This is a genomic window from Marinobacter sp. ST-43, assembly GCF_030541085.1.
Lineage (GTDB): Bacteria > Pseudomonadota > Gammaproteobacteria > Pseudomonadales > Oleiphilaceae > Marinobacter > Marinobacter nauticus.
On the sequence record NZ_JASSVO010000006.1, the window covers coordinates 43612 to 58185 of the forward strand.

A 14574-nucleotide genomic window follows, 5' to 3' on the forward strand; every position below is an offset into this window, starting at 1 on the left:
GAAATGAAAGTCGCTGACGTATTCCGCGTCCGCAATCCTGAAATCAGGGCACTACACCTGACCTGGATTGCCTTCTTTATTACATTCTATGTCTGGTTCAACATGGCGCCACTGGCGTCCAGCATGCTCAAAAGCGTGGACTGGCTGACCAAGGACGACCTGCGCCTGTTTGCCATCTGTAACGTGGCGCTGACGATTCCCGCCCGCATTATCGTGGGTATGGCGCTGGACCGCTTCGGTCCACGTAGGGTGTTTTCGGTGTTGATGGTGGTGATGGCCATACCGGCGCTGGTGTTTGCTTTTGGTAACACCATGGCTCAGTTGCTGGTCAGCCGCCTGGTACTGAGCTCCATTGGTGCCAGCTTTGTGGTTGGTATTCATATGACGGCCATGTGGTTCAAACCCAAGGACATTGGCTTTGCAGAAGGCTTTTATGCGGGCTGGGGCAACTTTGGTTCTGCGGCGGCTGCCATGTCACTGCCGACCATTGCCATTACCATGTACGGCGGTGAAGACGGCTGGCGCTGGGCCATCGCCCAGAGTGCCATCGTGATGGCGGCCTACGGCGTCTACTACTGGTTCGCGATTACCGACGGCCCTGCTGGTACCGTGCATCGTAAACCCCGTAAGGCCGTGGCACTGGAAGTCAGCACCTGGGGTGATATGGTCAAGCTGATCCTGTGGACCATTCCTTTGGTCGGGGTATTGGCTATTCTGGTGTGGCGTATCCAGAACATGGGGTACCTGTCTGCCACCGGGGCTGCTATCTGTTACGCGGTGATCTTCGCCATTGTCTGCTATCAGATTGTTCAGATACTGCGGGTAAACGTCCCCATCCTGAAGAAAGGCGTGCCTGAGGACGACAAATACCCGTTCAACAGTGTGGCTGCCCTGAACAGCACCTACTTCGCTAACTTTGGCGCGGAACTCGCCGTGGTCTCCATGCTGCCAATGTTCTTCGAAGAGACCTGGAGTCTGAGCGCAACGGCAGCCGGGCTGATTGCGGCATCTTTCGCCTTCGTGAACCTGATGGCCCGTCCGATGGGCGGCCTGGTATCTGACCGCATGGGGAACCGCCGTTTCGTGATGCTCAGCTACATGTTCGGTATTGCGGTAGGATTCGGTCTTATGGGGCTACTGAATTCCAACTGGCCGTTGATTGTGGCAGTGGCGATCACTGTGTTCACGTCCTTCTTCGTACAGGGTGCAGAAGGCGCCACCTTTGGCATCATCCCCTCTATCAAGCGTCGCCTGACCGGCCAGATATCTGGTATGGCTGGTGCCTATGGCAACGTCGGTGCGGTGGTCTACCTGACCATCTTCACTTTTGTCACCCCGACCCAGTTCTTCTTCATCATCGCCGCTGGAGCCTTTGTTAGCTGGATACTGTGCATTATGTGGCTGAAGGAACCCGAGAGCGGCTTCTCTGAGGAATACCACGTGTCTTCTGTCGATCTGCAGATCGAAGAAGAGGAGCGCCACCGGTTGGCGGGCCAGACAGCACGGTAAAAACGTTCCCTTTACAACGGGAGCTGTGACAACCCGCCGCGGAGCAATCCCGGCGGGTTTTTTGTTTGCCCGGCGAAGCTGGCAAACCCGGCCATCTGAAAGAAGATGGCGTCACCCCGACTGAGGGGAAGACAATCCGACTGGCAAGGGCGTCACTGGCCAACGGTGGGGTCTGAAGGAAGCCATAGGAAGTTAACGGTACACAACGCAAGTGAACCTGCTTCGGCAGTTCAGGTGGGTCAGCGTGCGAAATAACGCGAAGCCCGATACTCAGTCAGACCTGGGCTGTGCTTGAGGGTGGCATCGTTAACAGGGAGCCGGTGCAGTAACCGGGGAAGCCTGACACCGAATCCGGCGAAGCCGGAGGCTGTGGCGCAAGGTGAAAGCCGAGGTCTCAGTCGGTGCGAGGTGGCAGATGAAGCCGTAGTAGTGAGGAAGTTCTGGCCTGAGAAGCCTGGTAACAGCGTGGAGGATAAAACCGGAATGACCGCTGGCGGAGGTTCAGCGGACCGGTCGGGGTCAAAAGCTCTGATCGGATGCGAAGGGCGGAAGTCATTAACGAGAGTGACGGACGACGAGCGAACAGGTGGACGCTGCGTTCACAAGCTGCCCGACGGGGCAGGGACGTGCACTGGGGTACTGTGGGAACGCAGTGGCTCTGGTGTTCTCCGAACAAGGGAGTAGAGCGATACCGTGGCGGCAGATTGCCAGAGCGCTAGTACCCGGACGGATCGTTTGAAGCACACCGGCAGCCAAGCCAATCCCCGAAGCCGTCACCACAGAGATGAGCAGGCATGAGGAAATACTACAGTCTGTACTGGCAATTGCTGTCAAAGCAGCGCCTGTATGAAGCTTTCAGACACATCAAACGCAACAAGGGCGCGGCCGGAATCGATGGGCAGAGCCTGAGTGCGTTTGAGGCGAATCTGGAGGTGGAGTTGTCGTGCCTGTTGCTCGAGCTGAAGGAAAAGCGCTATCGGGCGCAACCAGTCAGACGCGTAGCCATCGCCAAGGATGACGGCGGTGAGCGTCTGCTGGGCATTCCGACGGTTCGGGACCGGGTTGTGCAGCAGGCGTTGCGCAGCATCATAGAGCCGATCTTCGACCCGGACTTTCACCCGTCGAGCTACGGGTATCGTCCGGGACGCAGTGGTCACCACGCCATTGGCAAGGCGGAGTTGTTTATCCGCCGGTACCGGCGTGACTGGGTTGTGGACATGGACCTGTCGAAATGCTTCGACACGTTGAACCATGACCTGATCATCCGCCAGTTCCGTCAACGGATCACGGACGGCAGTGTTCTGTCACTGCTGCGCCAGTTCCTGGAAAGCGGCGTGATGGTGGGGTACCACCTTGAAGAAACGGAACTGGGAAGCCCGCAGGGCGGAGTGATCAGCCCGCTGATTGCGAACGTCTATCTGGACGCCTTCGACCAGTTCATGAAAGCCCGGGGTCACCGGATCGTCCGCTACGCGGACGACATCCTGATCCTGTGCGGCTCACGAGCGGGCGCGGAGAATGCGTTACGGGTGGCCCAAAGCTATCTGGAAGAAGAGCTGAAGCTGACGGTTAACGCCACCAAGACCCACATCGCCCATAGCGATGAGGGTGCGAAGTTCCTGGGTGTGGTGATCCACACGAACTACACCCGTATCCAGGACAAGAAGGTGGTGAAACTCAAGCAGAAGCTGAAAGCGCTGACAAAGCGAAACCGGGGTGAGGGGCTTGCGGTGATTATCCGCGAGCTGAATCCTGTGTTGCGTGGTTTTGTCAGCTACTTCCGGGTGGCGAACTGCGCGAGGGTACTGAAGCAGGTGATGAGGTGGTTAAGGCGGCGCCTGCGCTGCATCCAGCTCAAGCAGTGGAAGAAGCCGGGCCGGTTGCATCGGAGGCTGAAACAGCTGGGCTATCGCCCGCCGTTTAAGTTCATCAAGATGCAAAGCTGGCGTAATGCGGCTTCACCGCTGGCAAGCCTGGCCTTACCCAACGCCTACCTGCACAATGAGCTGAGGTTGATGGATCTGACCCAAGTACGAACCGGCATCCCTGTCCCCGAGTTCAGGGCAAGTTAATGGCATGAGCCGTATACGTGGTCCGTATGTACGGTTCTGTGAGAGGGATGAGGCGGTAACGCCTCACCCTACTCGCTGTATGCTCGGAGGAAAGTGGTCGCAACAGGAGAGAGGTCATGGGGTTCTGGGAACGCTGGTCCGGGCTGATGGGGGCGATGTTGGCGCTGGCCCTGTTACTCGGATTCTGGCAGCTCCTGGGCGAAGGCGAGGATCTGGAAGCCCGTGATAGCAGGGGTAGAACTCCCCTGATTGTGGCGGCGGAAGAGGGCGAGACTGACCGGGTTGCCGAGCTGGTCGAGCGTGGGGCCCGGGTTGACGCAGGGGACGACTGCAAGTGGACGGCCATGATGAGGGCTGCCTCCCGTGGTCATACGGATATTCTTGCCTTCTTGCTGGATCATGGCGCGGATATAAACCATACGGAAAAAACCGGCTATACGGCTCTGATGGGGGCGGTGATTGCCAGCCGTCCGGAGGCTGTACGCCTGCTACTGACCAGAGGTGCCGATCCTGACATCCGGGAATACGAAAACGGGCAGACTGCGCTGATGATGGCTGTGCGCAACCGCAATCCGGAACTGGTTCGGTTGCTGCTCTCTGCCGGGGCAGATCCGGAGCTGGTTAATAAATCGGGCAAGAGCGCCAGGGATCTGGCGCTGGAGGCAAGTGCCGGGGAGGGGGAGCCCATGCAGCAGGTGCTCACTGCTCTGGGTTGTGAGCCCGAAGCCGCGGAGAAACGCTGATCATTGGTCGTTCCCTGCCGCCATAAAAAAGCCGGCCCTTGTGGGGCCGGCGAGCAGAGGTCTAACGCTTGGATTCTTGCTGTTACGGATTCTTGATGTAGGCGTTCTTGCGCAGGTAGAACCACCAGTTAACCACCAGACACACCGCATAGAACACTGCGAACCCGTACATGGCCACTTCTGGCGTGCCGGCCTGGATCTCCTGGCCCATCACGCGAGGGGCGATGAAGGCGCCGTAAGCGGCGATTGCTGAGGTCCAGCCCAGTACCGGGCCCTTCTGCTGCTGGTTGAAGATAAAACCAATGCTGCGGAAGGTGGAGCCATTGCCAATACCGCTGGCGGCGAACATCACAATGAACAGGATCAGGAACAGGGCAAAATAGCTGTTCGGATCAGTTGAGTTGTAGGCCAGCATCATCACGTAGCCGGTGGCGACCGAAGCGACAACCATCACCACCGAGATGATCTGGGTAACGATGGAACCGCCCATCTTGTCGGAAATCCAGCCGCCGACCGGACGAATCAGGGCGCCAACGAACGGCCCCATCCAGGCCCAGGTCAGAGCGCTGGGCGCCTCCGGATTGACTACACGAGTCATGGTACCGTCGGCGCCTACTTCCATCATGTTGCCGAAGATGACGCTGATGGACAGCGGCAGGGCGGCAGAAAAGCCGATGAAAGAACCGAAAGTCAGAATGTAAAGCACGGTCATGGACCAGGTGTGCTTGTTGCTGAAGATGGCAAACTGGTTCTTGATGTTGGGCTTGATGTCACCTGGGATCAGTCTGAGCAGCGCCACGGTCAGCACAATGGTGATGGGCAGGGCCAGCCACATATTCATGACTGACAGAGCCCAGACGCCGGCGATAGAGGTCAGCAGACCAACGCCATAGAGGCCAAGTATTTTGCCGAATGCCGATATCGGGCTGCCAGGATTGGGAGTCACCACCTTGAGGTTGTTCATGCCGAACCAGCCCGCGAAGGCCAGCGGAATCAGAAAGACCAGCCAGATGAAGCCGGCGTTCTGGATCCAGGTGTCGGTGCCGGCCTCAATACGGCCGATCAGGGTGCCACTGGGGCTTTGCAGTTGCATGGGATCACCGGCAACAGCGCCGAACACGCCAACGGTCATTACCAGTGGAATCAGAATCTGCATGGTGGTCACGCCGAAGTTACCCAGGCCGGCGTTCATGCCGAGACCGTACCCCTGTTTGCTCTTCGGATAAAACGCGCTGATGTTGCTCATGGAGCAGGCAAAGTTACCGCCGCCAATACCGGACAGCAGCGCCAGCGCCTGGAACACGATGAACGGTGTGTCTGGATTCATCAGGGCGACACCGGTGCCGAACGCCGGGATCATCAGCAATGCGGTGGTCAGAAAAACGGTATTGCGACCGCCGGCAATCTTGATCATGAACGAGGCCGGAATTCGCAGGGTTGCACCGGACAGGCCGGCAATGGCCGTAAGTGTGAACAGCTGTTCAACGGTGAAAGAAAACCCCAGGTTTTTCATCTGGGTGGTGATCATTCCCCACATCAGCCAGATGGCGAATCCCATCAGCAGGCTGGGGATGGAAATCCACAGGTTGCGGGAGGCGACTTTCTTGCCCTCCCGCTCCCAGAACTCCTCACTTTCGACATCCCAGTGTTCAATGTCGGCGTTGGTTTTTGCCATGGTTAAGCTCCTCGTTTCTTTGACCCGGAGCCACCGGAATCAGTGGCTGTCACGGCGTTGGACTCATTTTGCAAACGAGGCGGGTGTTTCAATCCTGATAAATATCAAGGAAGGTTGTCGGTAAGATGATCTCGCAATTCGGCTCTTTTTCTGAAAGGCTTGGTCGCTTTTAAAAACCTTTTAAAACATAAAGTTATGTTGGTGGTATGCCGTAGGTAGTAGCTGCTTTTCGAGTTGGCGCAGTAGAGGTAGCCAATCATTTCCGGTGGCTATGGCGGGCCGTGCCGGGTTTTTTGCGTAAGCGGATATAGGGCCATTACCTGACCGGCGACGCCTGCAAAGGTCAGAGCCCAGCAGCCGGAAGAGAACCAAAGAAGTTCAGGTTGGGAGTAAGGCGTGGCCCCCGCCAGGTAGCGGCTTATGGTGGCGGCTGCCACCAGTATCGCGATGGCGATAACCTGCCATGCTGGCGGAAATGTCCGGCGCGCCCGCTGCCAGACCAGTCGAAGCATCACGCTCCCCGAGAGTGTCCCCAGCGCTCCGACAACAATGAGGTGTAATGCGGGCAGAACCGGATGCCCGGTTAGCAGACGTGCGCCTGCGAACGCCGCACCGATGGCTAGCCACAGGTAGCCAAGGGCCAGCACTAGCAGGTCGGGCCGGTTGCTACAGTGCCAGAGTTTCCATCGGGCGATCCGGATAACCACCAGCGCACTGGCTGAGACAAGAAGAAGTCCGGCCAGCTGTTCGGTGGCACTGAACAGCATCAACGTCATGGCGATCGGCAGGACGACCAGCAGTGCTCCTTCTATGTGCGGTTGTACCCTGGCTTCCAGGGGGGTGCCCCGCTTTTCCAGCGTGCCGGCCACGGCCGGGGCAATAATCCTTCCGCCCATAAAAGTCATCAGTAATAGCAGGCCCAGGATGGTGGTTTGGAGCAGGCGGCGGGTGTCTGGCAAAGGCAGGCCGGCTTGTGTCAGAAAGTAGACCAAAGCCATCAGGCAGAGCACGAGAATCAGCGGGCCGGCAATTTTGTTGCGCCATTTCTTGGCCGCCTGAAACCGTGGCACCACATACCATGCCAGCAGCAGTGCAAAAGCCGGGCTGAGTGACTGTGCGAAGAGTGTTTCGGGTGCCAGCAGCCAGGCAAGCCGGGCCGCTAACCAGAGCCCAAAGAGCAGAACGAGGGCGCGCCGGGGTTGCGGCCCGAGTGTGTAACCGGCGATCAATGCCAGTGCGAAACCAAAAATCAGCTCATGGCCATGGCCAGCACCAATCAGCCCCGGGGGCCACCCATAGCCGGATAGCGCTGCGTAGATGGACAATGGAACCACCGTAGCGGCCCAGAGTGAGGCCGCCGGGAAAAACAGCCAAAAGCTGTGCATATTGGGTTGTGTTGAGCGTGCCACAATGTCATCCGGAGTAATGAGTCGACTGAGTCGGAGTGTCAACGTTGGATGGGTTGTGGTCAATGCTTTGCGAACGGTGCGTGACGGCCACGCATTCAGACGGAATGAGGAAGAACCCCGTAATAGATAGCGCTGAAATGGCAGGCGCTGCCGCCAATCACGAACAGGTGCCAGATCGCGTGCATGTAAGGAATGCGGTCGGCCAGGTAAAACGCAACGCCGGCGGTATAGACAATGCCGCCGGCGATGGTCAGTTGCAGGGCCGTTTCACTGAGGTTGGCCACCAGGTCGGATGACGCGAAGGTGATCAGCCAGCCCATGGCAATGTAGATACCTACCCGTGCGAGCTTGAAGCGGTTTTTGAAGATCACCTTCAGTACCACGCCGGTCAGGGCCAGGGACCAGATGACGGCAAACAGGGTCCAGCCGGTGGTGCCACGCATGTTGACCAGCAGAAAAGGTGTGTAGGTACCGGCAATCAGCAGGAAAATGGCGCAGTGATCCAGGGTCTTGAAGGCCGTTTTCAGGCGCGGATGGCGGGCGCCGTGGTAGAGCGCGGACGCCATGTACAACAGAATCAGTGAGGCACCGAATACGCTGAAACTGACAATCTTCCAGACATCCTCCAGTTGGCTGGCGCCTGCGATCAGGGCGACCGTCCCTACCACACTCAGCAGGGCTCCAATACCGTGGGTGGCGCTGTTAATCCACTCTTCTATCCTGTGATGAACGGAATCTGGCTGGCTGTGCGTCATGGTTTGGATAATTGCCTTATGGGGAAATTGCGATTCAACGAAAGTATAGGGTATTTCAGCGTACAAGTGTACGCAAATCATGGCCCATGAACATTCTGTGACTTCGTTCAGAAAAACTGAAAGACCTGCCGGAAAACTTCCGTTTTTGTCTTGCCGACAGAGCAGTTAGGCTTTGAATCATTGAACGCACACACAGGAGATTGTTGCGATGGCGAAAATTCTTGTTCTTTATTACTCCATGTACGGGCACATCGAGACCATGGCCAATACCGTGGCCGAAGGCGCTCGCGGTGTGAATGGGGCCGATGTTGTTGTCAAGCGTGTTCCGGAGACCATGGCCGATGAAGCCTTTCTGAATGCCGGTGGCAAGGCCGATCAGGGCGCCCCGGTGGCGGACCCGAAAGAACTGGCAGACTACGACGCCATTATCTTCGGTACCCCGACACGCTTCGGCAACATGGCCGGCCAGATGCGTACGTTCCTGGACCAGACCGGTGGCCTCTGGGCTGAGGGCAAGCTCCATGGCAAGGTCGGCAGTGTCTTTACCTCCACTGGCACTGGCGGTGGTCAGGAACAGACCATCACCTCGTTCTGGACCACGCTTGCTCATCACGGCATGGTGTTGGTGCCGCTGGGTTACGGCATACCGGAATTCTTCGATATTTCAGAAGTGAACGGCGGCACGCCCTATGGCGCCTCGACCATTGCCGGCGGTGATGGCAGTCGGCAGCCCAGTGAGAAAGAACTGGCCATTGCCCGTTTCCAGGGCAAGCACGTGGCGGAACTGGCGATCAAGCTGCACGGTTAATTGCAGCAGGAAGTGAACTCAGGTATTGGCGGCGGACAGAGTTCCGCCGCTTTTTTATGGGTTTTTACTTTGATTGGCAAAGGCGGTCTTGAGGCGGGAGAAGGTGGCTGGCACCACACCCAGCCAGGAAGCGAGCTGGTTGTCCGGCACACGCTTGACCAGCTCCGGATATTCCTCCAGCAGCAGCTGGTAGCGTTCCCGGGCCGACATGGTGTGTTTTCGGTATTCCCGCATGCTGGTCAGTTCTGCGATTTCCTCTGTCAGTACCAGGGCAAACTTGTGCCATTGGCCATCGCCGTAGCTTTGGATGGCCGAACGGAACGCCGAAAAATCAGCTACCCACAGGGTGGCAGGCAGAACACTGGTCAGGCATAAGGTATTGCGAACCGTGCGGCTGCGACCAAAGACCGGCCAGATCAGGTCACCCTCTGAAAAGAAATGGTGGACGGCGACCTTGCCGGCCGGAGATTCCCGGAATAACCGGAGGATACCGTACTGAACCAGATAGACATTGGCCCAGGGGCGGTCGTGCTTTTCCAGCGGGGTTTCCGGGTCTACCCGTTGTTGCTGAAACAGGCTGGCAAGATGATTGAGAAACCGGGCCTCCGGGTTATCCCGATTTTCGTTCAGGCAGATACCAAAGGCGTGGCTCAGGCCATTCAGTAGTGCCACTTCGGCAGGTGCGACACTGTAATGAATCAGATCATCACTGTCGCTACCCAGCAGGCATGGTGCGGAGGCCACGGGCGGCCTGAAACTGCTGTTCATATCTTGACCCCGGCTGCATTAGCTTAGGTCAATTATCCTACCATGAAAGCTACATTCGAAATGACTTAAACCATTAAGCCTGTGTTACTCAGTCGATAAGGGTCAGTGGCTGGTGCCTTCCTCGTAGTTGATCTTGTTCCAGACGTTGTACTTGCCGGATGGCTTGTTCATCGGAATGCGTTTTTCCTCTTCCAGGGTATCTGCGTCATAGACAATGACGGCGCCATCCTTGTCCCAGATGCTCAGCAGCAGTTTCTCGCCATGGCGGTCGAATTCCACGTGCGCGGCCACTTTTCCCGGCTCCGGCTGAAGCGTTTTGACGATCTCCAGGGTCTGCTTGTCGATAATGTGCACCTTGTCAGCGTTGGGGCCGAAGAACACATCTGCCCAGGCGTAGCGGGAATTTTCGTGGCTGCGCATGAAGAACCCCGGGCCTTCGGTTTTCAGCGTCTTGATCACCTCCCAGGTGTCCATGTCGATAATGGAGATGGCGCCGGCCCGGAAGTGGGGGGTAGCCATTACCCGACGACCTTGGTACTCCCAGGTAATTCCGGAACCCAGGTGAGGCATGCCGGGCAGGGGCAGTTCAGCCGTGGTTTTGCCGGTATCCAGGTCGATCACTACGCCGTGCTTGCCATCCCGTGCAGCGCCGATCAGGTGCTGGTAGCCCGGGTCGAAGAAGAAGTCGTCCAGCAGGGTGTCGGTGGCCATTCGGCGCACCTTTGCCTCGCGGTTTTCGACGGTGATTTCCCAGGCTTCGGGAATGTCTTTCAGGGCAGCAATAAAGCTGCTTCTGGGTGGTGCGGCGTAGACGGCGCTTACACGGGAGCTCTCTCCGGTATCGTTTTCAACGGGGATAAAATCCAGCATCTCCAGATTGGCGGCGTCGAACAACACCATGGAGTGGGGCAGGTAATTGGCTGCCAGCACATAGTTTCCGTCAGCGGAAACCGCGATGTTGCGCATATTGATGCCGGCGCGAACCTCGGCCACGACTTTCAGATTGTAGATGTCGTACTTGGTGATCCAGCCATCCCGGGAGCCAAAGTACACATAACGGCCGTCCGGGCTGTATTTGGGGCCGCCGTGCAGGGCGAAGCGGCTGGGAAAGCGGTGGATGGGCTCCATCTTGTCGCCATCGAGCAGAGTGACATGGTGATCGCCGATTTCTACCACCAGGAACAGATTCATCAGGTCCGCCTCAAACACTGGCTCATCCGGCAGTGAGCCCTGGGGGTGGCTGACTTCCCGGCTGCTGCGGATTTCCGCCTCACCCCATTTCAGCTCATGGCTCGGGGGCTGATAGATGAAGTCGGTCAGCGCCGCGATCTGCTGGTCGTTGAGGATGGTTTTATAGCCCGCCATCTGAGTGGCCGGTCGCCCCTCCCGGATGACCCGTTCGGCCTCGGCTTTCTTCAGCCGGCCGAGGTTCTCCGGCAGCAGCGCCGGGCCCATGCCGCCCAGCCTGTCCGGGCCGTGGCAGGCTGCGCATTGCTGCAGGTAGAGAGACTCTGTGCTGTGGTTATTGGCCTGTTCGGCCAGGGCCGGGCCTGTGATCACGGCACCGGCAATCAGCAGGATTGTGTTCAGGTTTGCTCGGGCTTGGTTCAGGTTCACCAGCTACAGCTCCCGGTTGGTCAGATAACGTTTTTCGTTCAGGCGGGCCGTTGGCCGGCTGTGACGGCAGGCTTGGTCAGGGCGCTGTTCCATCCTGCCTGGGCCGGGCGGGCCAGCTTGTCAGCCAGTTGCACCACCTCGCCCACAATAATCAGGGTGGGGGGCTGGAAGTCTTCCCGATCAATGGTGTCTACCAGGTCTTTCAGGGTGGTGACCGTCATGTGTTGCAGTGGTGTGGTGCCGCGCTCCACCAGAGCCACCGGGCAGTTTTCTGAAAGGCCGTGGGCCGTCAGTTCGCGAACAATGGTCGGTGCATTGTGCAGGCCCATGTAGAACACCCGGGTCTGCCCTGGTGCGGCCAGTACCGGCCAGTTGAGTTCCAGAGTCTGGTCAGCCTTACGGTGACCGGTGACGAAGGTCACGCTCTGGGAATAATCCCGGTGGGTCAGAGGAATGCCGCAGTAAGAGGCGCACCCCGCCGCAGAGGTAATGCCGGGCACCACCTGGAAATCGATGTCATTGTCCACCAGGAACTCAGCTTCTTCTCCGCCGCGGCCAAAAATATATGGATCGCCGCCTTTCAGGCGAACTACCCGCCGCTGTTTCATGGCCAGTTGCACCAGCAGTTCGTTGGTTTCTTCCTGGGGTACGTAGTGGCACCCGCTGGCCTTGCCCACATGAATGCGTTCAGCACGGGGGTTCACCAGTTCCATGATCTGCGGGGAAACCAGGCGGTCATAAACGATGGCATCGGCCTGCTGAATCAGCATCAGCGCGCGCAGCGTGAGTAACCCGGGGTCGCCCGGACCGGCGCCGACGATGGCAACTTCGCCCGGGCGCAACGGTTGCTCCGCAAGCTGGAACTCCACCAGGCATTTCTTTCGCGGGTTTGTGGTCATGGCGTCGTTCCTTAAAGATTGTGAACCGGGATTTCGATCACCGGAGCGGCGACCCGTCGGGGGGTGTTATCAACTACCCCGATTTCCTCGTTGGTGAGATAGCAGCCCGGATCTTCCTCCCAGAAGTCGCCAGACACGTTGTAAGCCCGTACCCGGGTGTTGCCGTTGCAGATATTCAGGTATTTGCAGTCCGCGCAGCGCCCTTTTACCGGGCGCGGATGCTGGCGGAAGCCCTGCATCAGCGGATCGGTGGTTTCCGACCAGATCTTCGAAAACGGGGTTTCCCGCACGTTGCCCAGGTTGTGATCCCACCAGAAGGTGTCCGGATGCACCACGCCGAGGTTGTCGATATTGGAGATATTCACGCCGGAGGAGTTGCCGCCCCAGTTGGTCAGCCGCTGGGTGAGGGCGTCGACCTGGTCCGGGTAATGCTCTTTGGCCCACTCAATCAGAAAGGGGCCGTCAGCATCGTTGTTGCCGGTGACGTACTCCCGCTCGATACCGCGCTTGAGTTCGTCGTGGCAGTGGTTGAACAGTAGGTTCATGGCGTCGCGGGTCATGTCGTACCAGGCATCCCGCTTCTTGTTGCGACCACCGCGGCCGGAGTAGTTCAGGTGCGACAGGTAGAACTTGTCGATCTGGTGCTCGTCCAGCATCTCCAGCATGGCCGGCAGTTCCGGGTAGTTATCCTGGGTCAGGGTGAAGCGCAGGCCCACCTTGATGCCGGCTTGCTTGCACAGGGCTACGGCGTGCATGGACTCTTTGAAGGCGCCTTTTTTCTGGCGGAATTCGTCGTGGGTGGCTTCCAGGCCGTCGATGCTTATGCCCACGTAGTCGTAGCCCACTTCGGCGATTTTGCTGATGTTGTCTTCGGTAATCAGGGTGCCATTGGTGGACAGGCCCACGTAGAAGCCCATGGCTTTGGCCCGATGGGAAATATCAAAGATGTCCGGGCGCATCAGCGGTTCACCGCCAGAGAGGATGAGTACCGGTACGCCGAAGGCTTTGAGGTCGTCCATTACCTTGTAGATTTCCTGGGTGGTGAGTTCGCCTTTGAAGTCGATGTCCGCTGAAATCGAATAGCAGTGTTTGCAGGTGAGGTTGCAACGGCGAATCAGGTTCCAGATCACCACCGGGCCGCTGGGTTTGGGGACCGGGCGTACCGGTGCCGGATTCATCAGGCTTTTGATGTAGCGGGTCATGCGAAACATAGTTTTTCTCTCTCATCGGGAGTGGCTTTCTTGCCTCTCCGGGCGGGCCTTTACCGGCTCTCTGCCCTTCTAACTATCCCCCTGCGGGCGCTGGGTATCCATACCTTTGATGGAGTACTTCAGGGGGTACGTGCTACTGCTTATCTGTTTGTTTTTTCAATCGTAATCCGGTTTTTTTCAGGATGGCGGAGCTGTACAGGATGGTGTGTCCGGTGCAGGCATCGCCGAGTACCTCGCGGATCTGTGCTGCCTTGTGCTCCACCTCGTCCCGGCTGACCCCATGCACCATGGCAAAAAGGTTGTAGCTCCAGTAGGGCAAGTGCCGGGGGCGCCGGTAGCAGTGGCTGACAAAGGGCAGGCAGCCGATTTTCTCGCCCAGTTCGGCAATCGCATCGTCGCTGACATCCCAAACGGTCATGCCGTTGAAGCGAAACCCCAGACGGTAATGGTCGGGTACCGCCGCTACCCGGCGGATAACACCGGTAGCCTGCATCCTCTGAAAACGTGTCAGCACTTCATCGGCGGGCATATCCAGTTGTTTGCCCAATTCGGCCCAGGGGTCGGAAACCAGGGGCAGTCCGGACTGGGTGGCGACAATGAGTTCGCGGTCCCGCGCACTCAGCACAGAGTCAGACTTCGAAGTGAAGGTGGACATGGAACTCCTGCTCCTTTGGCATGTTGTAAACCGGGTAGCCAGTGAGAGACTCAATGCGCTGGATGGTTTCGGTAATGCCTTCCGGGGTTTCTGTGGCCAGAACAAACCACATGTTCAACTCATGCTCGCGGCGGTAGTTGTGGGCCACCTCGGGAAAGCTGTTCACCTGCTCGGTCACCCTGCTGAAATCCGCTTCCGGAATCCGCATGGCTGCGAGCGTCAGGCCGCCGCCCATTTCCCCGGCATGGAACATGGGCCCAAAGCGGGTCAGCGTGCCGTTGTCCAGCAAGGCCTTCAGGTGCTGCAACAGCGTGACTTCTGATACGCCCAGTTCATCGGCCACGTCTTTGTAGGGTGCTGGCGTGAGCGGCAGGCCGTACTGCAGGCGGTTGATGATGGCACGCTCCAGGGGCGTGAATTCGGGTAGTACAGGCATGTGGTCTGATGGCTTTG

The 14574-nt window shown here is 58.2% G+C and carries 12 protein-coding genes and 1 pseudogene; 4 read left to right on the forward strand and 9 right to left on the reverse strand.

Annotation, left to right across the window (positions count from 1 at the left end; genetic code table 11):
* Nucleotides 1-3: 3 nt before the first annotated feature.
* The 3 genes from QPL98_RS10350 (at nucleotide 4) to QPL98_RS10360 (ending at nucleotide 4324) form a co-directional block, all read left to right on the forward strand.
* Nucleotides 4-1509 (forward strand): MFS transporter, encoded by a 1506-nt coding sequence (locus QPL98_RS10350; protein WP_153741695.1) that lies wholly within the window; start codon nucleotides 4-6, stop codon nucleotides 1507-1509.
* A gap of 794 nt (nucleotides 1510-2303) precedes the next feature.
* Entirely contained in the window at nucleotides 2304-3581 is a 1278-nt protein-coding gene (gene ltrA / locus QPL98_RS10355) for a group II intron reverse transcriptase/maturase (RefSeq protein ID WP_199451715.1), read from the forward strand.
* Between the two features lie 116 nt (nucleotides 3582-3697).
* Nucleotides 3698-4324, forward strand: coding sequence for an ankyrin repeat domain-containing protein (locus QPL98_RS10360; RefSeq protein WP_278350469.1), 627 nt, complete (start codon nucleotides 3698-3700; stop codon nucleotides 4322-4324).
* Nucleotides 4325-4406: 82 nt separating this feature from the next.
* Here QPL98_RS10360 and QPL98_RS10365 read toward each other — a convergent pair whose 3' ends face one another.
* From QPL98_RS10365 to QPL98_RS10375, 3 genes are all read right to left on the reverse strand, one after another.
* A complete protein-coding gene (locus tag QPL98_RS10365) occupies nucleotides 4407-5999 on the reverse strand; it encodes an antiporter (RefSeq protein WP_303293204.1) in 1593 nt (530 codons plus the stop codon).
* 269 nt (nucleotides 6000-6268) lie between these two features.
* The gene (locus QPL98_RS10370) at nucleotides 6269-7408 is read right to left on the reverse strand and encodes an NnrS family protein (protein WP_303293205.1); all 1140 of its coding nucleotides are present in this window, start codon (nucleotides 7406-7408) and stop codon (nucleotides 6269-6271) included.
* Nucleotides 7409-7503: 95 nt separating this feature from the next.
* Nucleotides 7504-8163, reverse strand: a complete 660-nt coding sequence (locus QPL98_RS10375) for a hemolysin III family protein (protein WP_303293206.1) — start codon at nucleotides 8161-8163, stop codon at nucleotides 7504-7506.
* Between the two features lie 208 nt (nucleotides 8164-8371).
* Between QPL98_RS10375 and wrbA the strand changes: the two genes are divergently transcribed.
* A complete protein-coding gene (wrbA, locus tag QPL98_RS10380; protein WP_014422496.1) occupies nucleotides 8372-8971 on the forward strand; it encodes an NAD(P)H:quinone oxidoreductase in 600 nt (199 codons plus the stop codon).
* A 54-nt stretch (nucleotides 8972-9025) separates the two neighbouring features.
* Here the strand turns inward: wrbA and QPL98_RS10385 are convergent, their stop codons facing one another.
* The 6 genes and pseudogenes from QPL98_RS10385 to QPL98_RS10410 all read right to left on the reverse strand — a co-directional run bounded on the left by QPL98_RS10385 (nucleotide 9026) and on the right by QPL98_RS10410 (nucleotide 14557).
* Complete coding sequence (locus QPL98_RS10385; protein WP_303293207.1) at nucleotides 9026-9739, reverse strand: Crp/Fnr family transcriptional regulator; 714 nt, start codon at nucleotides 9737-9739, stop codon at nucleotides 9026-9028.
* A 102-nt stretch (nucleotides 9740-9841) separates the two neighbouring features.
* A complete protein-coding gene (locus QPL98_RS10390) occupies nucleotides 9842-11356 on the reverse strand; it encodes a cytochrome D1 domain-containing protein (protein ID WP_303293208.1) in 1515 nt (504 codons plus the stop codon).
* Between the two features lie 38 nt (nucleotides 11357-11394).
* Nucleotides 11395-12195: pseudogene (cobA, locus tag QPL98_RS10395) on the reverse strand (uroporphyrinogen-III C-methyltransferase); the annotation flags it as partial.
* A 71-nt stretch (nucleotides 12196-12266) separates the two neighbouring features.
* Nucleotides 12267-13466: a heme d1 biosynthesis radical SAM protein NirJ gene (gene nirJ, locus QPL98_RS10400; protein ID WP_303293209.1), complete on the reverse strand. Its 1200-nt coding sequence runs from the start codon at nucleotides 13464-13466 to the stop codon at nucleotides 12267-12269.
* A 133-nt stretch (nucleotides 13467-13599) separates the two neighbouring features.
* A complete protein-coding gene (locus tag QPL98_RS10405) occupies nucleotides 13600-14121 on the reverse strand; it encodes an Lrp/AsnC family transcriptional regulator (RefSeq protein WP_153740630.1) in 522 nt (173 codons plus the stop codon).
* Nucleotides 14096-14557: an Lrp/AsnC family transcriptional regulator gene (locus QPL98_RS10410; RefSeq protein ID WP_303293263.1), complete on the reverse strand. Its 462-nt coding sequence runs from the start codon at nucleotides 14555-14557 to the stop codon at nucleotides 14096-14098. The genes QPL98_RS10405 and QPL98_RS10410 overlap by 26 nt, the downstream gene beginning before the upstream one ends.
* Nucleotides 14558-14574: the final 17 nt, after the last annotated feature.